This is a genomic window from Methanosarcina acetivorans C2A (assembly GCF_000007345.1).
In the GTDB taxonomy this organism is placed as follows: domain Archaea; phylum Halobacteriota; class Methanosarcinia; order Methanosarcinales; family Methanosarcinaceae; genus Methanosarcina; species Methanosarcina acetivorans.
Map to the genome: position 1 here is coordinate 2,608,152 of NC_003552.1, position 19,714 is coordinate 2,627,865.

16 protein-coding genes are annotated in these 19,714 nt (G+C 42.7%); 5 read left to right on the forward strand and 11 right to left on the reverse strand.

Going from position 1 to position 19,714, the window contains the following annotated elements; all coding sequences use genetic code 11:
• Positions 1-8 precede the first annotated feature (8 nt).
• The gene (locus tag MA_RS10935; RefSeq protein ID WP_048065303.1) at positions 9-2,870 is read right to left on the reverse strand and encodes a DEAD/DEAH box helicase family protein; all 2,862 of its coding nucleotides are present in this window, start codon (positions 2,868-2,870) and stop codon (positions 9-11) included.
• A 370-nt stretch (positions 2,871-3,240) separates the two neighbouring features.
• On the opposite strand from MA_RS10935, the gene MA_RS10940 reads away from it, so the two are divergent.
• Complete coding sequence (locus MA_RS10940; RefSeq protein WP_011022094.1) at positions 3,241-4,140, forward strand: hypothetical protein; 900 nt, start codon at positions 3,241-3,243, stop codon at positions 4,138-4,140.
• Positions 4,141-4,288: 148 nt separating this feature from the next.
• Here MA_RS10940 and MA_RS10945 read toward each other — a convergent pair whose 3' ends face one another.
• From MA_RS10945 to MA_RS10955, 3 genes are all read right to left on the reverse strand, one after another.
• Positions 4,289-4,915 (reverse strand): LysE family translocator, encoded by a 627-nt coding sequence (locus tag MA_RS10945; protein WP_048065304.1) that lies wholly within the window; start codon positions 4,913-4,915, stop codon positions 4,289-4,291.
• A gap of 184 nt (positions 4,916-5,099) precedes the next feature.
• Positions 5,100-5,852, reverse strand: a complete 753-nt coding sequence (locus MA_RS10950; RefSeq protein ID WP_011022096.1) for an ABC transporter permease — start codon at positions 5,850-5,852, stop codon at positions 5,100-5,102.
• On the reverse strand, positions 5,849-6,652 hold the full coding sequence (locus tag MA_RS10955) for a daunorubicin resistance protein DrrA family ABC transporter ATP-binding protein (RefSeq protein ID WP_011022097.1): 804 nt from the start codon (positions 6,650-6,652) through the stop codon (positions 5,849-5,851). The genes MA_RS10950 and MA_RS10955 overlap by 4 nt, the downstream gene beginning before the upstream one ends.
• A gap of 546 nt (positions 6,653-7,198) precedes the next feature.
• Between MA_RS10955 and htpX the strand changes: the two genes are divergently transcribed.
• The 4 genes from htpX (at position 7,199) to MA_RS10975 (ending at position 9,725) form a co-directional block, all read left to right on the forward strand.
• Complete coding sequence (gene htpX, locus MA_RS10960; protein ID WP_011022098.1) at positions 7,199-8,083, forward strand: zinc metalloprotease HtpX; 885 nt, start codon at positions 7,199-7,201, stop codon at positions 8,081-8,083.
• Positions 8,084-8,113: 30 nt separating this feature from the next.
• Positions 8,114-8,383 (forward strand): hypothetical protein, encoded by a 270-nt coding sequence (locus MA_RS10965; protein ID WP_048065305.1) that lies wholly within the window; start codon positions 8,114-8,116, stop codon positions 8,381-8,383.
• A 27-nt stretch (positions 8,384-8,410) separates the two neighbouring features.
• Positions 8,411-9,028 carry a PspA-associated protein PspAB gene (locus MA_RS10970; RefSeq protein WP_011022099.1) on the forward strand — a complete coding sequence of 206 codons (618 nt, stop codon included), beginning with the start codon at positions 8,411-8,413 and terminating at the stop codon, positions 9,026-9,028.
• A gap of 166 nt (positions 9,029-9,194) precedes the next feature.
• Positions 9,195-9,725 (forward strand): metal-dependent hydrolase, encoded by a 531-nt coding sequence (locus MA_RS10975; protein ID WP_011022100.1) that lies wholly within the window; start codon positions 9,195-9,197, stop codon positions 9,723-9,725.
• Positions 9,726-10,129: 404 nt separating this feature from the next.
• On the opposite strand, the gene MA_RS10980 is transcribed toward MA_RS10975, so the two are convergent.
• The 7 genes from MA_RS10980 to MA_RS11010 all read right to left on the reverse strand — a co-directional run bounded on the left by MA_RS10980 (position 10,130) and on the right by MA_RS11010 (position 19,705).
• A complete protein-coding gene (locus MA_RS10980; protein ID WP_342636676.1) occupies positions 10,130-11,095 on the reverse strand; it encodes an ABC transporter permease in 966 nt (321 codons plus the stop codon).
• 258 nt (positions 11,096-11,353) lie between these two features.
• On the reverse strand, positions 11,354-12,850 hold the full coding sequence (locus tag MA_RS10985; protein WP_011022102.1) for an HsdM family class I SAM-dependent methyltransferase: 1,497 nt from the start codon (positions 12,848-12,850) through the stop codon (positions 11,354-11,356).
• Positions 12,851-12,895: 45 nt separating this feature from the next.
• A complete protein-coding gene (locus MA_RS27915) occupies positions 12,896-13,234 on the reverse strand; it encodes a hypothetical protein (protein ID WP_011022103.1) in 339 nt (112 codons plus the stop codon).
• 3 nt (positions 13,235-13,237) lie between these two features.
• Positions 13,238-14,587, reverse strand: a complete 1,350-nt coding sequence (locus MA_RS10995) for an McrC family protein (protein WP_011022104.1) — start codon at positions 14,585-14,587, stop codon at positions 13,238-13,240.
• Between the two features lie 14 nt (positions 14,588-14,601).
• Positions 14,602-16,704: an McrB family protein gene (locus tag MA_RS11000; protein WP_011022105.1), complete on the reverse strand. Its 2,103-nt coding sequence runs from the start codon at positions 16,702-16,704 to the stop codon at positions 14,602-14,604.
• A gap of 32 nt (positions 16,705-16,736) precedes the next feature.
• Entirely contained in the window at positions 16,737-18,200 is a 1,464-nt protein-coding gene (locus MA_RS25475; RefSeq protein WP_011022106.1) for a restriction endonuclease subunit S, read from the reverse strand.
• A 134-nt stretch (positions 18,201-18,334) separates the two neighbouring features.
• On the reverse strand, positions 18,335-19,705 hold the full coding sequence (locus tag MA_RS11010; protein ID WP_048065307.1) for an AlbA family DNA-binding domain-containing protein: 1,371 nt from the start codon (positions 19,703-19,705) through the stop codon (positions 18,335-18,337).
• Positions 19,706-19,714 lie beyond the last annotated feature (9 nt).

The following is a 19,714-nucleotide window of genomic DNA, read 5'->3' on the forward strand; positions in this document are numbered from 1 at the left end:
TCAACCCTTCACATAAACAGATCTTTTTCAACGCCTTTGCAGATGTCGATGAAGGAATTTAATTCTTCCTGAGTGAACATCGGGAAGGGGGAAGTTGTGCCGAAGTTGGTGAAGGGGGGCTGCCAGAGGGTGGAGTATTCGATGTGTTTCTTTTTCAGGAAGACGGTCTGGAGAGTCAGGATGAAGTTGAGCTGGTCTGAGGAGTAGTGCTTATTATTTTCGATTATGTAGGTCTGGAAGGCGTCCTTGATCAGGGCGTCAGGGGCAGGGGAGGAGTAGAGGCCCAGCACCTGGCGGATGAAGTCCACAAGCGAAGCGTGCCGGCTGGGGTAGAGATTGGAAAGGCTGGCGAGGCTGGAAAGCTTCGGGTTGTCAGGGGTGAGGTCTGCGTTCAGGAGGGTTTCTTCAAGCTGCTCAAGGTCATAATCGGTAAGAGGTTCGTTATTTTTGATTTTCCGGACGGCGGGGTGGGTTTCGGCAAGGGCTCTGATGCATGCTTCGACTTCGCGGCGGTAGGCTTCCACATAGGAGGGGTCATTTCCGCCGGAGATCTGCCACTCTTTTCTTTCTGCAATGATGTCACTCATATCGATTACTATCGTTTCGCGGGGTTCTTTTGCCATATAGGGCATGAGGGGAGCGAGGTCGGAGAGGAGGAGCTGCACATCTTCAAAGCTTACGGTTTCCCAGAAGGAGCGAGAAAGCACGTTGTCCATCAGGGCTTCTTTTGCACGGACCGAATCAAGGGTGCGGGGGAGGCGGTCTACCATTTCGGCAATTGAAGTTTTCAGGCGGTCGATTTCTGCCTTATCGTTTTCCAGAAGCGCGTAAGCCAGCTTTTCGCAGCGCAGAGTGAAGGTTGCTTCCTTGAGGTTCACGTCCGGCTTGAACTTCATCAGGGGCATGATTTTCTTCTGCAAGAACTCGACCGGGTCAACTGCGATATTGTCCCAGAGTTTAGGGGATAGGGCTTTTTCCACGTCCTGAAGGTGTTCCCGCACGTTTACCGAATCGCGGGGAAGGGATTCGATATCGGAAATAATCTTTGCCTTCACCTGCTCGGCAGCTTTTTCCGATGCAGGGTCTCTGTGCTGCATCAGTTCTCCGAGCTGTTTGAGCCGGGTCAGGAAAATGCGGTTTGTAATCGCTTCGGCAGACTCATTTTGTACACCTTCGGGGTTCATATTCCAGTATTCAAAATTGTTCCAGAAATCAAAGACCTTGAAATACTCTTTTTTTCCGTCAGGCAACCATTCCCTGTGTTCGCAGGCCCCGTCTGCCCGCGTGCCTCTGCCAAGCATCTGCCAGAACTTGATTTTTGAAAATACGGGTTTTGCAAAGACCAGGTTGCAGACCTCGGGGACATCGATACCGGTGTCCATCATGTCAACTGATATTGCAATCCTCGGGAACGGCTTTTCTTCAAAGTCCTTGATCAACTGCTGGGCTCTTGAGTCTTCAGAGACAATAATCCTTGCCAGCTTTCCTTTATATTCGGGGTAAAGCTTCTCAAAAGCTTCCCAGAGCCTCTTTGCATGCAGTTTTGAGATTGCAAAAAAGATAGTTTTTGCGGGCAGCGTTCCTGCCTGGTCGGTAAGGCAGTTTTCCATAAACTCCCGCACAATTGCTTCGGAAGTGCCCTTGACTGCAATTTTTTTCTCAAGCTCCGTGCCTTCAAAGTTGATTTCATCAGGGTCTATGCCTTTCTTTATCAGTTCTTCCCGTTCGCCTTCGGTCAGGTTTTCAGGCTTTATGCCTTCTATCTGGAAATATGTCCTGGCGCCTGAGATATTCTTCCTGAAATCGCAAAGCACGGCGTCCCGAACAGCGTCCTCATAAGAGTAAAGGGCAGTCGGGATATCGTCGTTGCACTCGAAAAACCTGAAGGTGTCCCTGTCCACCATATCAGCAGGCGTAGCTGTCAGTCCTATCTGGATTGCATCAAGGTAGGTAAAAATCCCTTTCCATTTCGAATAAATTGACCTGTGGGCTTCGTCAGAAAAGATCAGGTCAAACGCTCCGGGAGAAATCCTGTACATCTCGTTTCTGTCTTTCTGGTTGTAAATCTCCTGAAAAGTCTGAATCGTGGAAACGTACAGCCTGCAGTTGGAATTGTAGTTTCCTGAAAGGATAATTTCTTTTGTTTCTTCCGGGAAAAAACGCAGGTATCCCTTCTCATAAGCCTGCTTTCGAAGGGCTTTTCTGTCCGTTAGAAAGAGGACTCTCTGAACCCTGCCTTCCCGAATGAGCTGATCAATAATCGCCATTGCAACCCTGGTTTTTCCAGTTCCGGTCGCCATCACAATAAGGGCTTTCCTGTGCCCTTTGTGTATGTGTTCGACAACCCTTGTCGCGACCTCTATGCTTTTTGCACGGTCTACAATGCTTCCGTCAATATCTATTTCGGCTTCCAGCTCCGAGTTTTTTCTCTGGTAGAGCAGCCTTTCAAGATCTTTCAGGGAATAAAAACCCTTTAGCTGGCGGGGTCCGTAGCGTTCTCTGTCCCATAACCATATCTGATAGCCGTTCGAAAGGAAAATGAAAACTTCTTTCCCTGTCTGTGCTTTTATATCATCAGCATACTCTTCAGCTTGCTTTTGTCCCAGAATAGGGTCTTTAGTTGTTCGCTTGGCTTCGATTATTGCAAGTGGTTTTCCGGTACTGTCCAGCAGCAGATAATCTGCATACTTGCTCTCAGCATCATTTCTGCGGGTTTCGTTAACCTGCTTGTAGTCCTGTTTTTTAAAATCAGATTGTTTTGTGTCAACTTCGAGGACAACTTTTGACCTGTCGTTTACGTCCCAGCCCTGTTCCTTAAGTAAAATATCTATTTTTAGTTTCCTTGTCTGGAACTCGTTCAGGTCGAGCATTTTCACCCTCGAAATACATATTACTAAAAATCTTTTATCAAAGTTCTTTCCGCTTATATAAAAAGATTAGGAATTTATCCAGACCTTTGCTGATATGTATTCAGATATTTGATTCATTTTGTACTGTTTACGAAAATATAAAGAAACACGAGCTAAGCAAATAATCAAAAAATATAAAAAAGTAGAAGAACTACTAATAAAAGTTAGAAGAGACCCCCCTGCCAAATACAGATAATATTTTACCATAATTATATCAGGAGTCCTGAAGTTCTTTCCTGATATTTTGGATTTTCAATTACGGGGTATCTTGCTGTCTGGAATAAATTAGAGGTTTGGGAAATCAGAGGTTTGTAACCGTGAGGTTGGGAATATGGATAAAACCTTGAAAATTTTACTTTATATAGTATTAATTCCTGTGGGTTTAATCGTACTTTTTTATGGGGGGTTTGCTGCACTCCTTATCGGTATGGACCAGGCTTCTTATGACGGAAATGAAATTTACGTAGGACCTATTGATTTTGAGTCGGTGCTTGTAAAAGCAGAGGAATCGGGATACGATATTAGCGGTGATGACAGGCTCAACGAATCAACTTTAATAGAGCCCGGGAATGTCGAAGCCCTTGAAGAGCGGTTTGAGAGCGATTACATGGTGTACAGGGTTGTGTTTTACTACAACGAAAATACGTTCGATGACACTTACCTTGAATTTTGTAAATATGAAGGTCCGGAAGTGATAATTACACTCTGGAACCCCGATCATCCTGATGTATCCGACTTTCCGGATGATTCGTGGATGCTTGAAATGCTGAGGTTGAGTTTAGGGCTGAACGAAAACGGTTCGCAGGAGTTACTTGAGAGACTGAAGCTTGAAAGCTCAAAGCGAGAGTGGGGTGCAGAAGTGAGCACAAACGAAAGTGTAGATTTTCCGGCAGTCTATGCCTACCTGAATCAAAGCAGTACGAGCACTGTTGTCGAATCCGGTATGTGGAATGATGAAGAATTCTACAGGAACGGAACGCAAATAGGATACATAGCTTATGTTATTCCTGAAATTACTGTCAGCACCAGCCACAAATTTAACAAATATACACTTCATGTGAGCAGTTCCGGATTTGTACGTGCAGACATTCTAATGCATAGAGCCAGCGCCGGAAGAAAAATTCCTGAAGATGAATATCAGGCAGTGTTTAAGGAGATGTTTGAAAAACTGGGGCTTCCCGCTGAAAAGGTTGATGAGTTCGAGTTTAGATATACATCGAGTGTGTGGTGAAGTCTTCACACGTTATCTTTTTCTTTTTTCTTATTCTTCATTTTACTGTTTGTTTTCTCTTTTTCTTCTCCTCTTTTCTCCTTCCCAGCTTAAATTAGAGACGTACGGAGATAAAAATTCAATGGGAACGGCTCCAAAAGGGGAGGCTTCAAATTACGTTCAATGAATCCAGGCCCACTTTAATAAAAGTCAATCCGAAGACAATCTGTGCAATTCCAAGAGCCCGGATAATGGATAAGTAATACTTGCTGTTGATAAAAAATTTTGATTTCTCTACAATCAGTGCGACTCCCACCTTTGACCCTACAAGCAGCATATAGAACCCGGCTATGAATAGGATTGTAGCCCAGACGTGGATACTGAAGCTCTTATAAATTATTGGCCCGCCTATGGAGAGCCAGAAGACGTACGGGTGCGGGTTTCCGAAGTTGACAATAACTCCTTTTTTAAGGGCGTCTTTCTTTGCTTCTTTTATTTCAAAGCTGTCCGTTCTGGATTTCAGAGATTCGATTCCTGAGTATATCAGATATGAAGCCCCGAAAAATGCAATAATTCCAATAACAAAATCAGAGCCTGTCAGGTGGGAAAGAACAAACAGTACGGCTAAAATTATTGGCAGGTCCGTAATCAGAGGAGATACTGCAACCTTTATTCCTTCCCACTTGCCGTGCTGCAGAGTCTCAGAAATAGTTACAGCTAAGAGTGGGCCAGGCGATGTCCCTGCAGCAAGACCAAGAAAAGCTCCCATGACTAAATATTCAATAAGATCAAGCATTTGCATCGCTTCTTTTTTCACTTTAGATACTAATCCGGACATCCGATTAGAAAGTACATAATTGTACAATAATGATATGAGAAATACTTTAATGCTATATATAATCCTTTGATTTCATACGGTACTTTAGTTTTAAACCCGGACTTTAGCCCTAAACCGAGCTTTCCGGAAGAAAAAAAGGCGCTTAAGCCTCAACCTTCGAAAAAAGGAGAGCTCCGATTATGCAGACAAGTACTGAGAGTGTGCCTATTACTGCAAGGTCGCTGTAGATTCCAAACGTGCTCATCCCGGAAAGGACTCCCCGGAGCCCGTCCACGCCGTAAGTCAGGGGGTCGATTCTGCTTATAAAGTAGATTGCCGGGGGCAGGTTTTCGAGGGGGAAGAGGGCGCCTGAAAGGAAGAAGATAGGCATGATAAGGAAGTTCATGATCAGCTGAAAACCTTGCATATCTTCCATCGAGGAAGCGATCGTAAGGCCAAGGCCCGTAAAGAAAATGGCTATCAGAGACATGAAAATTAAACCCATCCCAAGACTTGCAAGGCTGGAAATTCTGAAGCCCAGCACATAAGTCAGGCTGAGCACGATCAAGCCCTGGATCATGGCTATAGTTGCGCCTCCGAGGGTTTTTCCGACCATGATTTCCGTCCTGGAGATCGGGGCTACGAAAGTTTCTTTCAGGAACCCGAACTGCCGGTCCCAGATTACCTCAAGTCCGGAAAAGATGGCTGTAAAGAGGATCGACATGGAGACTATTCCCGGAGCCAGGAAGTCCATGTAGTTTCCACCTCCGCTGGCTCTAGTGTACATGGGCCCGAAGCCGAAACCGAAGGCGATCATGAAGAGGAGGGGTTGCCCGAGGGAGCCTAGCAGCCGGGCTTTTGAGCGCCAGTAGTGCTTGAGCTGCCGAAGCCACAGGATGTAGATTACCTCGATCAATGCCCGTGCCTCCTGCCAATTCCCCGCATAAACCGCATTTTATCCCCTCCGTTCCCGTTTTCGTCCCGGATGTCCCTTCCGGTCAGTTTCAGGAAGGATTCTTCTAAGGATTCGGTTTCCGTCCTTTCCATTATCTCTGCCAGGGTCCCGGATTCGATTATTTTCCCGTGGTCGATGATTGCTATTTTGTCTGCCATCGCTTCGGCTTCGTCCATGTAGTGAGTGGTAAGGAAAATCGTCATTTTCCTTTCTTCATTCAACCTTTTTATGTGGTTCCAGATGGACATCCGCGTCTGTGGGTCAAGCCCTACCGTGGGCTCATCCAGAAAAAGGACCTTCGGGTAGTGGACAAGCGCCCGCGCAATCTCAAGCCTCCTTTTCATCCCACCTGAGTACTTTTTCACTAAATCATTCCGCCTGTTCCAGAGCCCGACGATCTCAAGAGCAGTTTTGATCCTCTCTTCCCTTTCGGCTTTGGGAACTTTGTAGATAACGGAGTGGTATTCCATGTTTTCGTAAGCAGTAAGCTCACTGTCCAGGCTGTAGTCCTGAAAGACTATGCCAAAAGAAGAGCGGGCTTTGTCCTGTTCCTTAAGGGCGTTATATCCGTTGATCAGGATTTCTCCTGATGTGGGCCTCAGGACTGTTGTGAGCATCTTGATAGTTGTGGACTTGCCTGCTCCGTTTGGGCCAAGGAAAGCAAAGATCGAACCTGTTTCGACATCAAAACTGATGCCCTTCACTGCGGTAAGATCATCAAATTTTTTTGTCAGGGACTTGACTGAGAGTATGTTTTGCATGACTGAACCTGAAATTCTTTTTTCAATAAGGAAAGGATTAAGTTACATTTAAATCAAAGGAGTTATATTTTCAGATTAAAGGCATCCTGCTCCTGAAAGTTTGAGCAGTTTAAGCTGGAGTTTATATAGAAAATATTTTCTGTTACTGGAAATGAAGACATTACTTATAAATTCTATTATTGAAATCCCCTTTCAATTCCGGAAATCCCATTTTGATTCCAATCTATCATTATCAAGTGGAGTTGTTTCCGGGTACCATGTATATTCAAACCTGTTTATTGCTTTGTTTTTATTTTTCAGAAGGGAAAGGCTTTAAATCTTTGAAGAAATGTGTTATTGAAGATAACAGGAGTTGATTTTCAGGTTTTTGACAGGATATCGGTCACACTTTGGTATTGCTGATAGATTGTACTGCTGATATCTGGATTTTTACTTTTTCGAAGCTGTTTGTTTGATTTACAGCTGATTTACCTTATTGAAAATTTATCAGATACTTATTTCGTATCTGCCTTATAAGCCTATCATAGTAGGCAGGAGCAATAGCATATGAAAAGAAAATGGGAACGGGACCTGGGACTTCAGGGACGGATGCTCTTTACTATGTTCCTTCTGGCGGCAGTTTACCTCTTCTTCCTAGCTTTTCTCTCGTACAGCGGGACCCCGCCAGTGTTTATGCTGCTTTTTGTAGGTGCATTCATGGGCATTCAGTACTTCTATTCGGACAAAATGGTACTCTGGACAACAGGGGCGCATATTGTCTCCGAAAGCGAAGCCCCGCAGCTGCATGATATGGTCACCAGGCTGTGTGTAATAGCCGACATCCCTAAACCGCAGATAGCAATTGTCCAGACCCGGGTGCCGAATGCTTTTGCCACGGGCAGGAGCCCGAATAAAGCCGTTGTTGCGGTCACAACAGGGATTATGGACAAACTCACGCCTGCCGAACTTGAGGCAGTGCTTGCCCACGAACTGAGCCATGTAAAGAACAGGGATATGGCTGTCCTGACAATTGCCAGTTTTATCTCAACCATAGCTTTCTACATTGTCCGCTACAGTCTCTATTTTGGAGGCATGGGAGGAGACAGGCGGCGGGACGGCGGAGGCATTTTACTTGTCTGGCTGGTCTCAATTGCAGTCTGGGTTGTCAGTTTCCTGCTGATCCGTGCCCTTTCCCGCTACAGGGAATTTGCCGCAGACAGGGGATCGGCAATCATCACCGGGCAGCCTGCAAACCTTGCTTCTGCCCTGATGAAGATAAGCGGGCTTATGGATAGAGTGCCGAGTGAGGACCTCAGGAAGGTCGAGGGCATGAATGCCTTCTTCATTATCCCCGCAATCTCGGGCTCTTCGTTCATGGACATCTTTTCCACTCACCCCTCCGTGGAAAAGAGGTTAGCCCAGCTTGAAAAGATGCAGAAGGAAATGAGTTAAACAGGAAAAGCATTAAAAGACAAGAAGAATATGAATCGAATAACAGACAGGGAGCTAAAAATAACAGATAGGAAGCTAAGAATAACAGACAGGAAGCTAAGAACAACAGATAGGAAGCTAAGAATAACAGACAGGAAGCTAAGAATAACAGACAGGAAGCTAAGAACAACAGATAGGAAGCTAAGAATAACAGACAGGAAGCTAAGAATAACAGACAGGAAGCTAAGAACAACAGATAGGAAGCTAAGAATAACAGACAGGAAGCTAAGAATAACAGACAGGAAGATATTCAACAAATGATATGGTTTTCAGAGGAGATAGGTTAAAATGGGTTTGCGGGATTTTATGGATGCGGTCATGGGCCGTAGCAGGCTTCCGAAAGCAAAAAGTGACAAACTTTTTGCAATCTCAACAGCCAGGATTACCCTTGAAAGCAGTCTGGGCTTAAAACCCTCAGGATACGCAGGAATCTGTTTCAAGTCGATAGGAGCTACATCCTATGAATCCGCCAGAAATGAGATCGAAGAGCTTCTGGAGAACAGCTCAAAGGAAACACAAACCGAGTTCAGGATGGAAAAAGACGAGTTCGATTTCCTCTGGGCTATTTTCAGGGACCCTGATTTCGAAGACCTGGTTGCAAATATCTACCTCGTAAGCCAGACCCTCGAAGACCGCGGCTTTGGTGAGCAGATCCTCTGTGCCATTTACAGGTTTGACAGTGAGCCTGAAGCAGGAACAGCCGGGCACGGGACAAAAACAGGAGCCGGAAAAGCAGTTTACTGGATCTATAACTTTAAACAGGGGACTTACTACCCCTTTATTCCGCTTTCCAACAGGCAGAGGGACAGTCCATTTGAGTTCAGGCTCAGATCCGCAATGGAAAGGGAAATGCCTGTCGAAAAAAGCGTGGAAAAATGGTACCCTCTCTGGGGAATCCCCTTTTAATGACGGTCAGACTTTTACGGTCAGACTTTTATAATTTGCAGACCTGAAGAATTGGAGGAATTTAAATTTTCTTTTACTTTTTAAAGCTTTAAATTTAGCTTCTATTAAATGAAAGTTTATATACAAACAGGATATATTTTAATAAAAAAGGACAGTCTGGTTTCCGATGCTTCTCTTTGGACACCTGGGCGTTACGCTCGGTATATTTTTCGGGCTTGGGATTTTCATACCTAGGTTGAGGACTATCATAGATCCGCGCTATCTGGCAATCGGAGCTATCCTGCCCGATTTGATAGACAAGCCGATAGGCGAAATAATCTTTGCTTCAACTTTTTCAAGTGGCCGCATTATAGGTCATACCCTGCTTTTTTCCCTTCTTCTCTTTATGATAGGTTTGTACATATACCAAAGAAACAGGGACATCCGGGGTCTCTCTCTTACGGCCGGCTCCTTCTTACATCTCTTTGAAGACCAGATGTGGTTCGATCCTCAAACTTTCCTCTGGCCCCTTTTCGGCTGGAGTTTTCCCAGAGAATCCAGGGATTATATCGGACTGGAACACCTTCTGGATATGTTTGAAGCCTCTTTCCACCTTGATTTTCTGCAAAGCCATGTAATTGAAATCCTGGGCCTGGCAATAGGGTTCGTTCTTGCTTATTACCTGTCGAAAAAATTGATTGGAAATGAAGAACTCTGAAAGTGTGGAAGAAAAAAACTCTGCTGAGATCGGAAGAAAAAAACTCTGCTGAGATCGGAAGAGAAGAACTCTGGTAATATTGAGTTAAAAGTCATGAAAATATTGAAAGAGAAAAGCCCTGATGAGGTCGTAAAAAAGCAGTTCATAAGGTCAGAATGAATTTAACGATGAAATAACCGCATATTATGAAGCCTGTTAGGTAAAGTCCTGCTGTCAGAGTATTCGGTTTTTCATATCTTTTTTTCATTCTTTTTCCTCTGAGTTTCTCTGCATGATTTATTCTCCTCTTATTCTCCTCTTATTCTCTTCTTATTCTCCTCTTCAGACTTCCTTCAGATTTCTTTCAGGATATTACATTTATTCTAGTCTGACCCTGTTATACAACTTTTGTACGAGGTTCTATTTTATACTTTTGAAACGGGCTTTTTGTTTAAGAGCACAAGGAGAACGCCCAGCCAGGCAACACAAATACTATCGATGACGATTATTTTTCGCAGAACACTTCCGTTAAATGTCTTTTTCCATACGGAAACATATTCGCCGGAAATGTAATTTTCAGCAGGATATTCTTGAAAAAGCCTGTCCAGCACCGACTTTTCCGAGCCGTCCGCTGTAAAGATAAAGATTTCATTTACATATTCCGGATGAAAATATTCATTCGTTTTCTTGTAGTCGATATTTCTTATTACAAATTCATTAAAAGCTTCCGCATCATACTGATAGAGTCCGTAGTTTCTTTTTGCGTCAAAGGAGATGTAACAGATATCATAGCTGTTTATGCCCACGATGGTATAGGTTTCATTTTCATAGTTTACCTTGCTGCCGATTGTCCGGGTCAGCATTTCATCGGTGTATGCAAAGTGCTTTTCCAGCAATTTCTTTGAAATTGTAATTTCGTGGGCTCCGTCCCGAGGAAGCCTGCCTTCTTCCAGGTCTTCTGTCCCGTAGGGAATAACAGTCTGATTAAGGTAATCCTGTGCTATAGCTTCAGGCACTGCAATGAGATTCAATTTATCCGGTAATCTGCCTTCGCTTGCAGCTGTATAAATAATGGGATCTAAATAACCGGTATCATAAAGAATTACGTTTTCAACCCCATCCATTGAAGCAATATCAGGTATGTCTTCGTATGCTATCATCCGATCATAGTTCTCGGGATCGATATTCAATCCGGCCCCTCTGACATAAACTGCATTAAGGTCCCCATATGTGTAGTCTGCCTGATAGATAGCAATGATGTTGCCTGGGGGTATGGTGTCCGTACAATAATCAGAGGTAATTTGAGAATATGTGAACAGGGATAAGGCTGTGATAATAAGTACTGTTAGTAAAACTGACAGAATTTTGATTTTTTTATTTTTGGGGATAATTTTTAGCCAACTCCGTGCTGCTAAAAGAGGACTTTATCATAATATTCAGTAGATTCCACTCTATAGATATTAATCTTGTTTTTTGTTTACTGGTCCGTTACTATATACTTGTTTCCTGTGATCCGATCGCGAGTTTTTTAGCAGGATGAATCACGGTGTGGGTTATGGAGATATACAGACTTCTTGGGCCTACCCTGCTCTTTAAGGTCAGGGGGGTTAGCCCATTATATGGCAGGGAAAAAAGAAGAAATTGATATTTCAATTCCCTTCATCTTCACCGTTAATTGTAGCCATTATTTCTTTGAAACTTGCCAGTGAAGCCTCCATATTCTCAATTATCTCATTTGCGAGAATATCAGGGTCAGGAAGGTTATCGAGGTCAGCGAGGCTTTTGTCTTTGAGCCAGAAGATGTCCAGGTTCGTCTTATCCCTTGCTACAATTTCATCATAGCTGAATTTCCTGAACCTGCCTTCTGTAGCTTCTTCACTCCAGGTTTCTTTGCGGCTGAAGTGGATTTCAGGGTTGTAACATTTAATAAAGTCTTCCAGATCGGAATATTTCATAGGGTTTTTCTTCAAGGTGTGATGCACATTGGTGCGGTAATCGTAGATCCAGACTTCTTTTGTCCAGGGGTTTTTTGATGCGGGTTTTGCTTCAAAGAAAAGCACGTTCGCCTTTACACCATTTGCATAGAAAATGCCTGTCGGCAGGCGCAGGATTGTGTGCAGGTCGGTAGTTTCGAGAAGTTTTTTGCGGATGGTCTCTCCTGCTCCGCCTTCAAAAAGAACATTGTCCGGCAGTACCACCGCTGCCTGCCCGCCGGTCTTGAGGATCGTATGGATGTGCTGCAAAAAGTTGAGCTGCTTGTTGCTTGTGCTTGTCCAGAAGTCCTGGCGGTTGTATGTGAGGTCTTCTTTTTCCTGCTCGCCTTCTTCGTTTGTGAAGGTCATGCTGCTTTTCTTTCCAAAAGGCGGGTTTGTGAGGATGTAATCGTAACGGTAGCCCGGATCGGCTATGAGTGCATCGGAATTGGAGATCATGGGCTCCCCGTCTATTTCCCCGATGTTGTGCAGGAACATGTTCATTAAAGCAAGCCGCCTGGTCCCGGCAACGATTTCATTTCCGCCAAAGGTTTTGTTTTTCAGGAAGCGGCTCTGCTCCCGGTCCAGCCGGTAATTTGATGTCAGGAAGTCGTAGGCTGCTAAAAAGAACCCGCCTGTGCCGCAGCAGGGATCCCCTATTGTTTTCATGGGCTCGGGCCGGAGGCACTGCACCATTACCTTGATGAGCGGCCTCGGGGTGAAATACTGCCCGGCTCCGCTTTTCGTATCTTCGGCGTTCTTCTGCAGGAGCCCTTCGTAAATCTCTCCTTTTGTGTCCACACCCATCATGACCCAGCTTTCCTTGTCGATCATATCAATGATCTTGTAGAGCATGGCAGGGTCGCTGACCTTATTCTGGGCTTTGAGGAAGATCTGCCCGAGCATCCCCGGCTTTTGCCCGAGTTCTTCTAACAGCTCTTTGTAGCGGGTATCGAGTTCAGCCCCACGCTGCTGTTTCAGATTATCCCAGGTGTATTTCTCCGGGATGCCTATATCCCTGTTGTACGGCGGCTTCCTGTACTCTTCCGCCATTTTCAGGAATATGAGGTAGGTCAACTGCTCCAGATAATCTCCGTAGCTCACGCCCCCGTCCCTCAGGACGTTGCAGAAGCTCCAGACTTTGGAAACGATGGATGAGGTGTTTTCAGACATGGTTTGGACTCTTGGGTTTGGAATAATATTTTTGTTTTTGCTTCCTTACGAAACTTGATTTTCAATATCTATTGCCGGCTTGCGCGGTAGCTTACGCGGTAACTTGCTCGGTAACTTGGGGGGTAGCTTGAGGGGTAGCTTGAGGGGTAGCTTGAGGGGGTAATCTATGGTATCATTTACGGTATCATTTACGGTATCATTTACGGTATCATTTACGGTATCACTTACAGTATCATTAATCAACAGGCGATATCCTTTGACTCTGTAGTTTGCATTTTTGTTTCCTGCTCCCTCAATTGCTCCTTCAATTGCACCCTCAATTGCACCCTCAATTGCACCCTCAGTTTTCTCACCAGCAACAGGAGTAATCATTTTACAAATCAAAGTTCAGAACTCATCAGATAATATACTTCTTAATTCAGCTTTTAGCTTTTTTTCAACAGATAAGTGACCATCAAGTGACCAGAAAGGAACATCTACAGCTTTGATTTTGATAGTTTCATCCTTAGTTCCTTTATAAATCAAAAACACAGAATCATCTGCCGGCTTATCAGAGGTATTCGGATAGATAAGCAGTACTTTATCTGTTCCCCGCCTGTAGGCATAGCTAATCATTTGATACATATCAGTTTGAGCTATTCCTTTCTTTGAATCGCATTTTTCCAGGTTCCACCTCGGCTTGTATTTGGTGTCAATAATTATCTGCTCTTCTGTTTTTTTATTTGTGAGCAGGATGTCGTGTTGAAGATTAAACGTATTCGGGCTGGTATGCAGGTAAAGGTCTGACTTCTGAGGCTCCACTTTGAATGTATTACTGAAGTGTTTCCGGATGTAGCCCGAGATAAAATCTTCAAAAATATATTCCATCGGAAATAGCAAGCTCCAGTTTTTGAACTCATACTCCTGATAAGAATACACCTGATTTTTCAGTATCATGCAGCAGATCTGAATTACATCTTCGTAATCGCTATACATCGAAGGTATCCGGATAGTCTGGAGCTGCTGTACGGAACAGACCCGGTCATCCACTTCGTCCAGCATAAAGATGATTTCATTCAGGATTCTCTGTGTTTCGATGACCCTGGTTTTAGAGAGCATTAACCTGGTACAGTATTTGATTGTCCGGTTTAACAGGTTATCAAATATGAACGGCTCATAGTCGCAGTCAATCATATGGTAATTTCCGCAGGACATTCTGGCCGCATACCGGTCAAAGTTTATTCTCCCTCTGGGCGTGAACAAAGCTTCCTGTACCTCTTCATAAGCAGAATAAGGCCGAAGGCTGATTACTTCACAAATCTGTTTTGCGAATAAATACAGAATTAACTCAGGTAGTTCAAAATCGAAACGGTCAAGAGATGCCTGATTAAACGGGAACTTTACTTTTCTACAGTAACTGAACCAGTAGAATAAATGGCGGTGCATCAGCTCTTTGATTTTTCTTGTTTCAGGCTCTTTAAGCTCGTTTTGAAAAACCTTTGGATATATTTCAATATTAGAGTTTTCAAAGTGAATGAACCCGATGTAATTCCTTGCTCTGGCGAAGTTTCCGTCAAAACTCAGGAAAGGCTGATATTTTGAACTTGAACCTGAATTTGAGCCTGAATCCGGATTTTCATCTTCATGCTGGGCTGGCCAGATTTCTTTATACTCTTTCCATAAGGAGCATAAATACGATTCAAGATCTTTACGGTTATCAACGACAAACTGCCTGCCGTATTCGAATGTAGTATTCATGATTACCGTTTAATTTACTGCTTGATCTGCGGTTTGATTTCCCAGCCATATTTCTCAGTATCGTACTTAACGAACCATTTACTCCCTTTGAATATTTCTTCGACAATCTCTGTTTTGCCAGAGAAATATTCCATAAGCAGGGGTATCACTTTGTTCTGAAGCACTTTGGAAGTTTCCGGAGGTTCGTCACCGTTCATGAAATACCCGTGGCCAATTAAGTAATCTGCAGACTTCTTACGGTTATATATCTCATTATTGATGTATCTCAGAATCTCTCCGCTGAGCCCGTCTACTTTACTGTAATCAGGGAAATAACCCTGGAATTCAAAGCGCCTTCGCAATGCGATATCAATCATTGCTATTGATTTGTCGGCGGTATTCATGGTTCCTATGACGTAAACATTAGGCGGGATTCCAAAACCTGTTTCTTCCCCAGGGATACTGAGCCTCAGTTCGTTTTTAGCCCCGAGGCGTTTATCTTCCTCTAACAATGTGATGAGCTCTCCAAATACTTTTGAGATATTGGCTCTGTTGATTTCATCAATTATGAGAACATATCTCTCCAAGGGAACTTCTGGCTGATCCAGAGATTGCAGATAATTCTGCTTTGCCCTTTTACAAATCCTGTAGAATATGCCTTCTTTGCGCCGGAATTTCAAAGTTGAAGCTTCATCAAGGTCAGGCCGAATGCCAATCATGAAGTCTTCATAACTGTAGTTTTGATGAAAAGTAATAAACTCAATTTGTCCTTCTTCCCTCAGAACATCAAATACTTTTTTATTTTCCTGGTGACTTGCTTTATTTCCAGTTATAATTTCAACTGAGAGGTCGATCGTATTGTATGTCTTTCCAGTACCCGGAGGCCCATATAATATGATGTTGCAGGGGAACTTTGGAAATTTTACATTTATTTCGGGAGGGTCTTTATTATCTGAAACAAACTCCACTCCAAAATAAGGCTTAAAAAGATTCTCATTTGCTTCGTTGAGATTTTCAGGAGTAATTTCAAATAAAGTACTATTTGCGCTGGGGTAGAAAAATTTTCTTTGTTCTTTCAACTCATACGGATTTGTCTTTATTGCAGTTTTAATGTATTCTACTTCTCTGTAGAGCCAATTCTTCTCATTTATAATATATTCTGGAACATATTCCCATGAGTCGGATTTGACTTTTGCTATTGCAAAAAGTTCATCCCCGCCTACAGTGATATATAAGTAATCACCCACATGTAGTCCATTTTTAAATCTCTCAGCTTGACCCTTTTTAGTAGTTTCATGAAGAACAGCCCAGTTATTTTGTTTAAATGTATTAAGAATACTTGCATATTTTTTAGCTTTAAATTCCCCATGAGACATTTTATACAGTTTTTTACCTTCTAATGGAATCGTTAATATGTCTTGATTATTTTCACCTGCTGACGGCACAGTTAATATATTTTCTTCAGGCCCATCTTTCAGGACCAATTCTTTATTTTCTTCAAAAAGAGAAATTAATGCTTCAAAGTCAAAATTGGAAGAATCTCTTTCTTCTGGCCCTTTTATATAATTATTAGGATGATGATAAACACCATACTCAATCTTCCCATCTAGAAAATTGACAAAAAGCTGTATTGCTGTAGACTGTGATTTGTGTTTACTGTTATAAATTGCCAACCATAATCTATCGGTCCCTGAATATCTGGCGCCCTGAAAGTCGACAAACTTTTGATTAACTTTTCCTTTTAACTGTAATCGTTCGATTATCTCATTTATGAATTGCTCTATAAATTCCCTGACCGATTTGTGCCCGTAAGAAGTAATGAATGGATGAAATATAGAAAATGGCTTTTGATACGCTACAAATTTCCCTTCATTTCCGGTACGATGTTTAAGAATAAACTCATCAAATGTTTGTTCATCCAGTTTATTCCCATCTAGCAGATATTTTAACACATCTTTACGTAGATCTGTAACCGGCCCTGATTTCGATCTATACTCATAATCTAGTGGAGCCAGATCCTCATTAGATAGACTATTGAGTTTTTCGATTAAGGCATTTTTATCCTCATAAAGTTTGGATATCTCTTTAGATGTATCACATACTAGCTGGATACCTTTTTTGATCTCATCTTCTCTCATAAGAACTACTTCCGGTTTAGATCACTCGATAATTATTTTCTTGCTCTTTCCGACTTTACTCTCTCCAGCAAAACCTCAGCCGGTTCCCAATCCTCTGCCCCACGAACCTCTTCCAGTTCCCTTTCATTGAGCAATTTCCCCTCAAACGCTTTTTTCAAAATACTCTGCCGCAGTGCTTCGGCTTTTTCCAGATTTGTTTCAATATCCTGCTCTATCTTATCGCAGACTGAAAGGCGGGTTTCGATTTCCTGAACGATATCTTGTTGTTCGGGAAGAGAACAAAGAGGAATTAAAAGATTTTCCAAGATGTTTAAATTGATATTTTTCTGGGCAGTTGCTGGTGCGAATGATTCAATTTTTGATTGATTAGCCTTAAAAAAATAGTACACGTATTCTTTACCAACTAAACTTTCTATAGCTGTAAAACCAACGATACTGTCGGGAAAACATCCCTCAAAACCAAGAAAAGCAGTTTCAGCAATATTTGCAGCAATTGTAATGCATAATGTTCCTTTTGGCCATAACTTGCTTTGAGCTAACCCAACATCGGAGTATGTTTTTTCAAAAGATTTGATAGTATGATTGGCTGCTTTTACCTCACCGGTTTGAATAAAAGGGTATTTCCCTCCGAAAAGTGTTTTGTCATTTCTTGGTCTATGTTTTGATTTCCCTCTCCCCAAATCCCCAAGGTAATCCAACTTTACCCACATCCATTCTTTTGGTATCATTGGTAACTCTACCAATTCCGCATTAGTAGGAGGTTTAATTATTTTCACCTTTTTGCCGGTATCCTTTGCAACTTCTTCTCTCTCTTTCCTGATTCGTTCCAGCAACTCCCCCGCATCCGGCAAATCCACTTGCTGCTCCCGCCATTTTTTCGTAAGCTCCCCTTCAAATGCTTTCTTCAGCACCGCCTGCCGATAAACTTTGAGCTGTTCCTGTGCCAGTTTGAGGTTGGCAATGCCGTTGTCCAGTTCGCTGAAGAGTTGTTCGATTTTGAAGACTATGGCGCGTTGTTCCTCTAATGAACATAATCCAATAACATGATCAAGAATATGATTTTTTGACAAGCCAGGTATATCACCCTGAGCTTTCATTATCAACACATCAATTTGATGTTTTATAGCGTGAAGTGTATATTTGAAATCAACTTTAGAAGATGGCAAAAAGGCATAAATATCACGGCCAATTGCACAAGAAACACCTGGAAATATTTTTCCAACGCCAGCTCCTTTGACAGTAATAAAAATGCAACCCTCTGGTACTAAACGTTTAGGAAATTCAGTCCACTTTGTTTCTTTAATTTTACTCCCATCCCATTGCTCAGGACCAGTAACATAGGGAACACCGCGCTTTTCTTGATTCACTTCTGCAATTGAAGGGGATTGACCACAGAATAGCTCTCCGGCGGAATCAAGTCTAATCCATACCCATCCCTCGGGAAGCTTTGGTAATTCAGAAATTTCGGCTTCAGTTAAAGATTTAATCGTTTTCATCTTAATCAGTCAAAGCCTCTTTTACTTGTTAATAACATCGTTCACGAGCCGGAGTATTTTCACCCAACTTTTCACCCAACTTTTCACCCAACTTTTCACCCAACTTTTCACCCAACTTTTCACCCAATTTACTCTCAGGAGTTAAGTTCTCTGTTTTCCAGATTAACTTCCCAATAGCCACCTTTATCTGGACCTATCCTTTTTAAAAGTCCTTTGTCTTTGAGATTTGCAATCTGTTTTTCAACTGCACGCGAACTAATCCCTAATAGTGTGGCTAGTTCCTGAGCAGAAATGTATTTATTTTCTGAGATAAAGTGGAGTATTTTCTCCGAACTTTTCTCCGAACTTTTCTCCGAACTTTTCTCCGAACCTTCACTTAACTCAATTTCAGAAATTGCTTTCAACCTTCGGAAAATGACGGAAAAACCACTATCAAAAGAGAACTCCACCGAGGACCTTTCATTTTCAGCCACAGCCTGTTTAATCCGGTTTATTCCGGTGCCGACCTTTTCGATGTAATTTATGCGGTTTAAGAGGGATGCAATAAGCGGATTGCGGGCAACGCTCTTGCGTCCGAAATCCGAAGGTTTCAGGCCGCTTGGCAGTCCGCCGGGATTGGAGATCTCAACTCTGTCATCAAAAACCTCGATAAGTACGTTTCCGCTTTTGTCAAAATAGTCACGGTGACAGACAGCGTTAATAATGGCTTCCCTGAGGGCTACATCCGGAATATCGGGGATCTCTTCCCGCTGCAATTTCTCAATCTTATACTGCACATTTGTGTGCCTTTTGACGAAAAGAATTGCATTGTTAATGTTTTCAACAATATTTCCCTTGAAATCCTTCTTATCAAGGATATTCACTTTTTCCGTTCCCTTATACAAAACACAGACAACAATTGCATGATTTAACAGAAAATCGATGTCTCTGGCAAAGAACAAAACTCCGGCATTGGTAAATTTTCCATCCTCAGTTATGCAATCTAGATTTTTGAGCAAAGTCATTCTGTCAATAGAATGGGTGATTCCTGCCAGATTAAGGAAGGTTTCAAATGCCTTTTCATCAAAATCTGATTCAAAAACCGCTTTATCGTTTTTCAGCTCATCAAAATGGACCCTGCCCTCTTTCTGGAAAAACTCGATAATCTCATTGCGGGTAAGTTTCTGGGAATTTGCCCCGTTTCGAATAAAGAACCCTCTGGAACAGGCGTAAGGTTTGTCGTTTCCGTCCAGTACATCAACTATGATAAGGTTATCTTTGATTTCTATGCCAACATTAAGATTGGGCTGCAATTGTCTGAGGGAGTCCTGAATTCTCGATCTAAAATTATTATCGGTATTTATTCCCTTTATAATTCCTTTATCGGAAACTCCGAGGATAACCTTACCTCCACTGGAATTGGCAAAAGCACAAACCTCCTCGATAAACGATTTATCAAGAGATTCTTTAAACTCGATGTGATACCCTTCTCCAGCTTCAATAATCTCCTCTATCCAACTATTCATACTCACGCC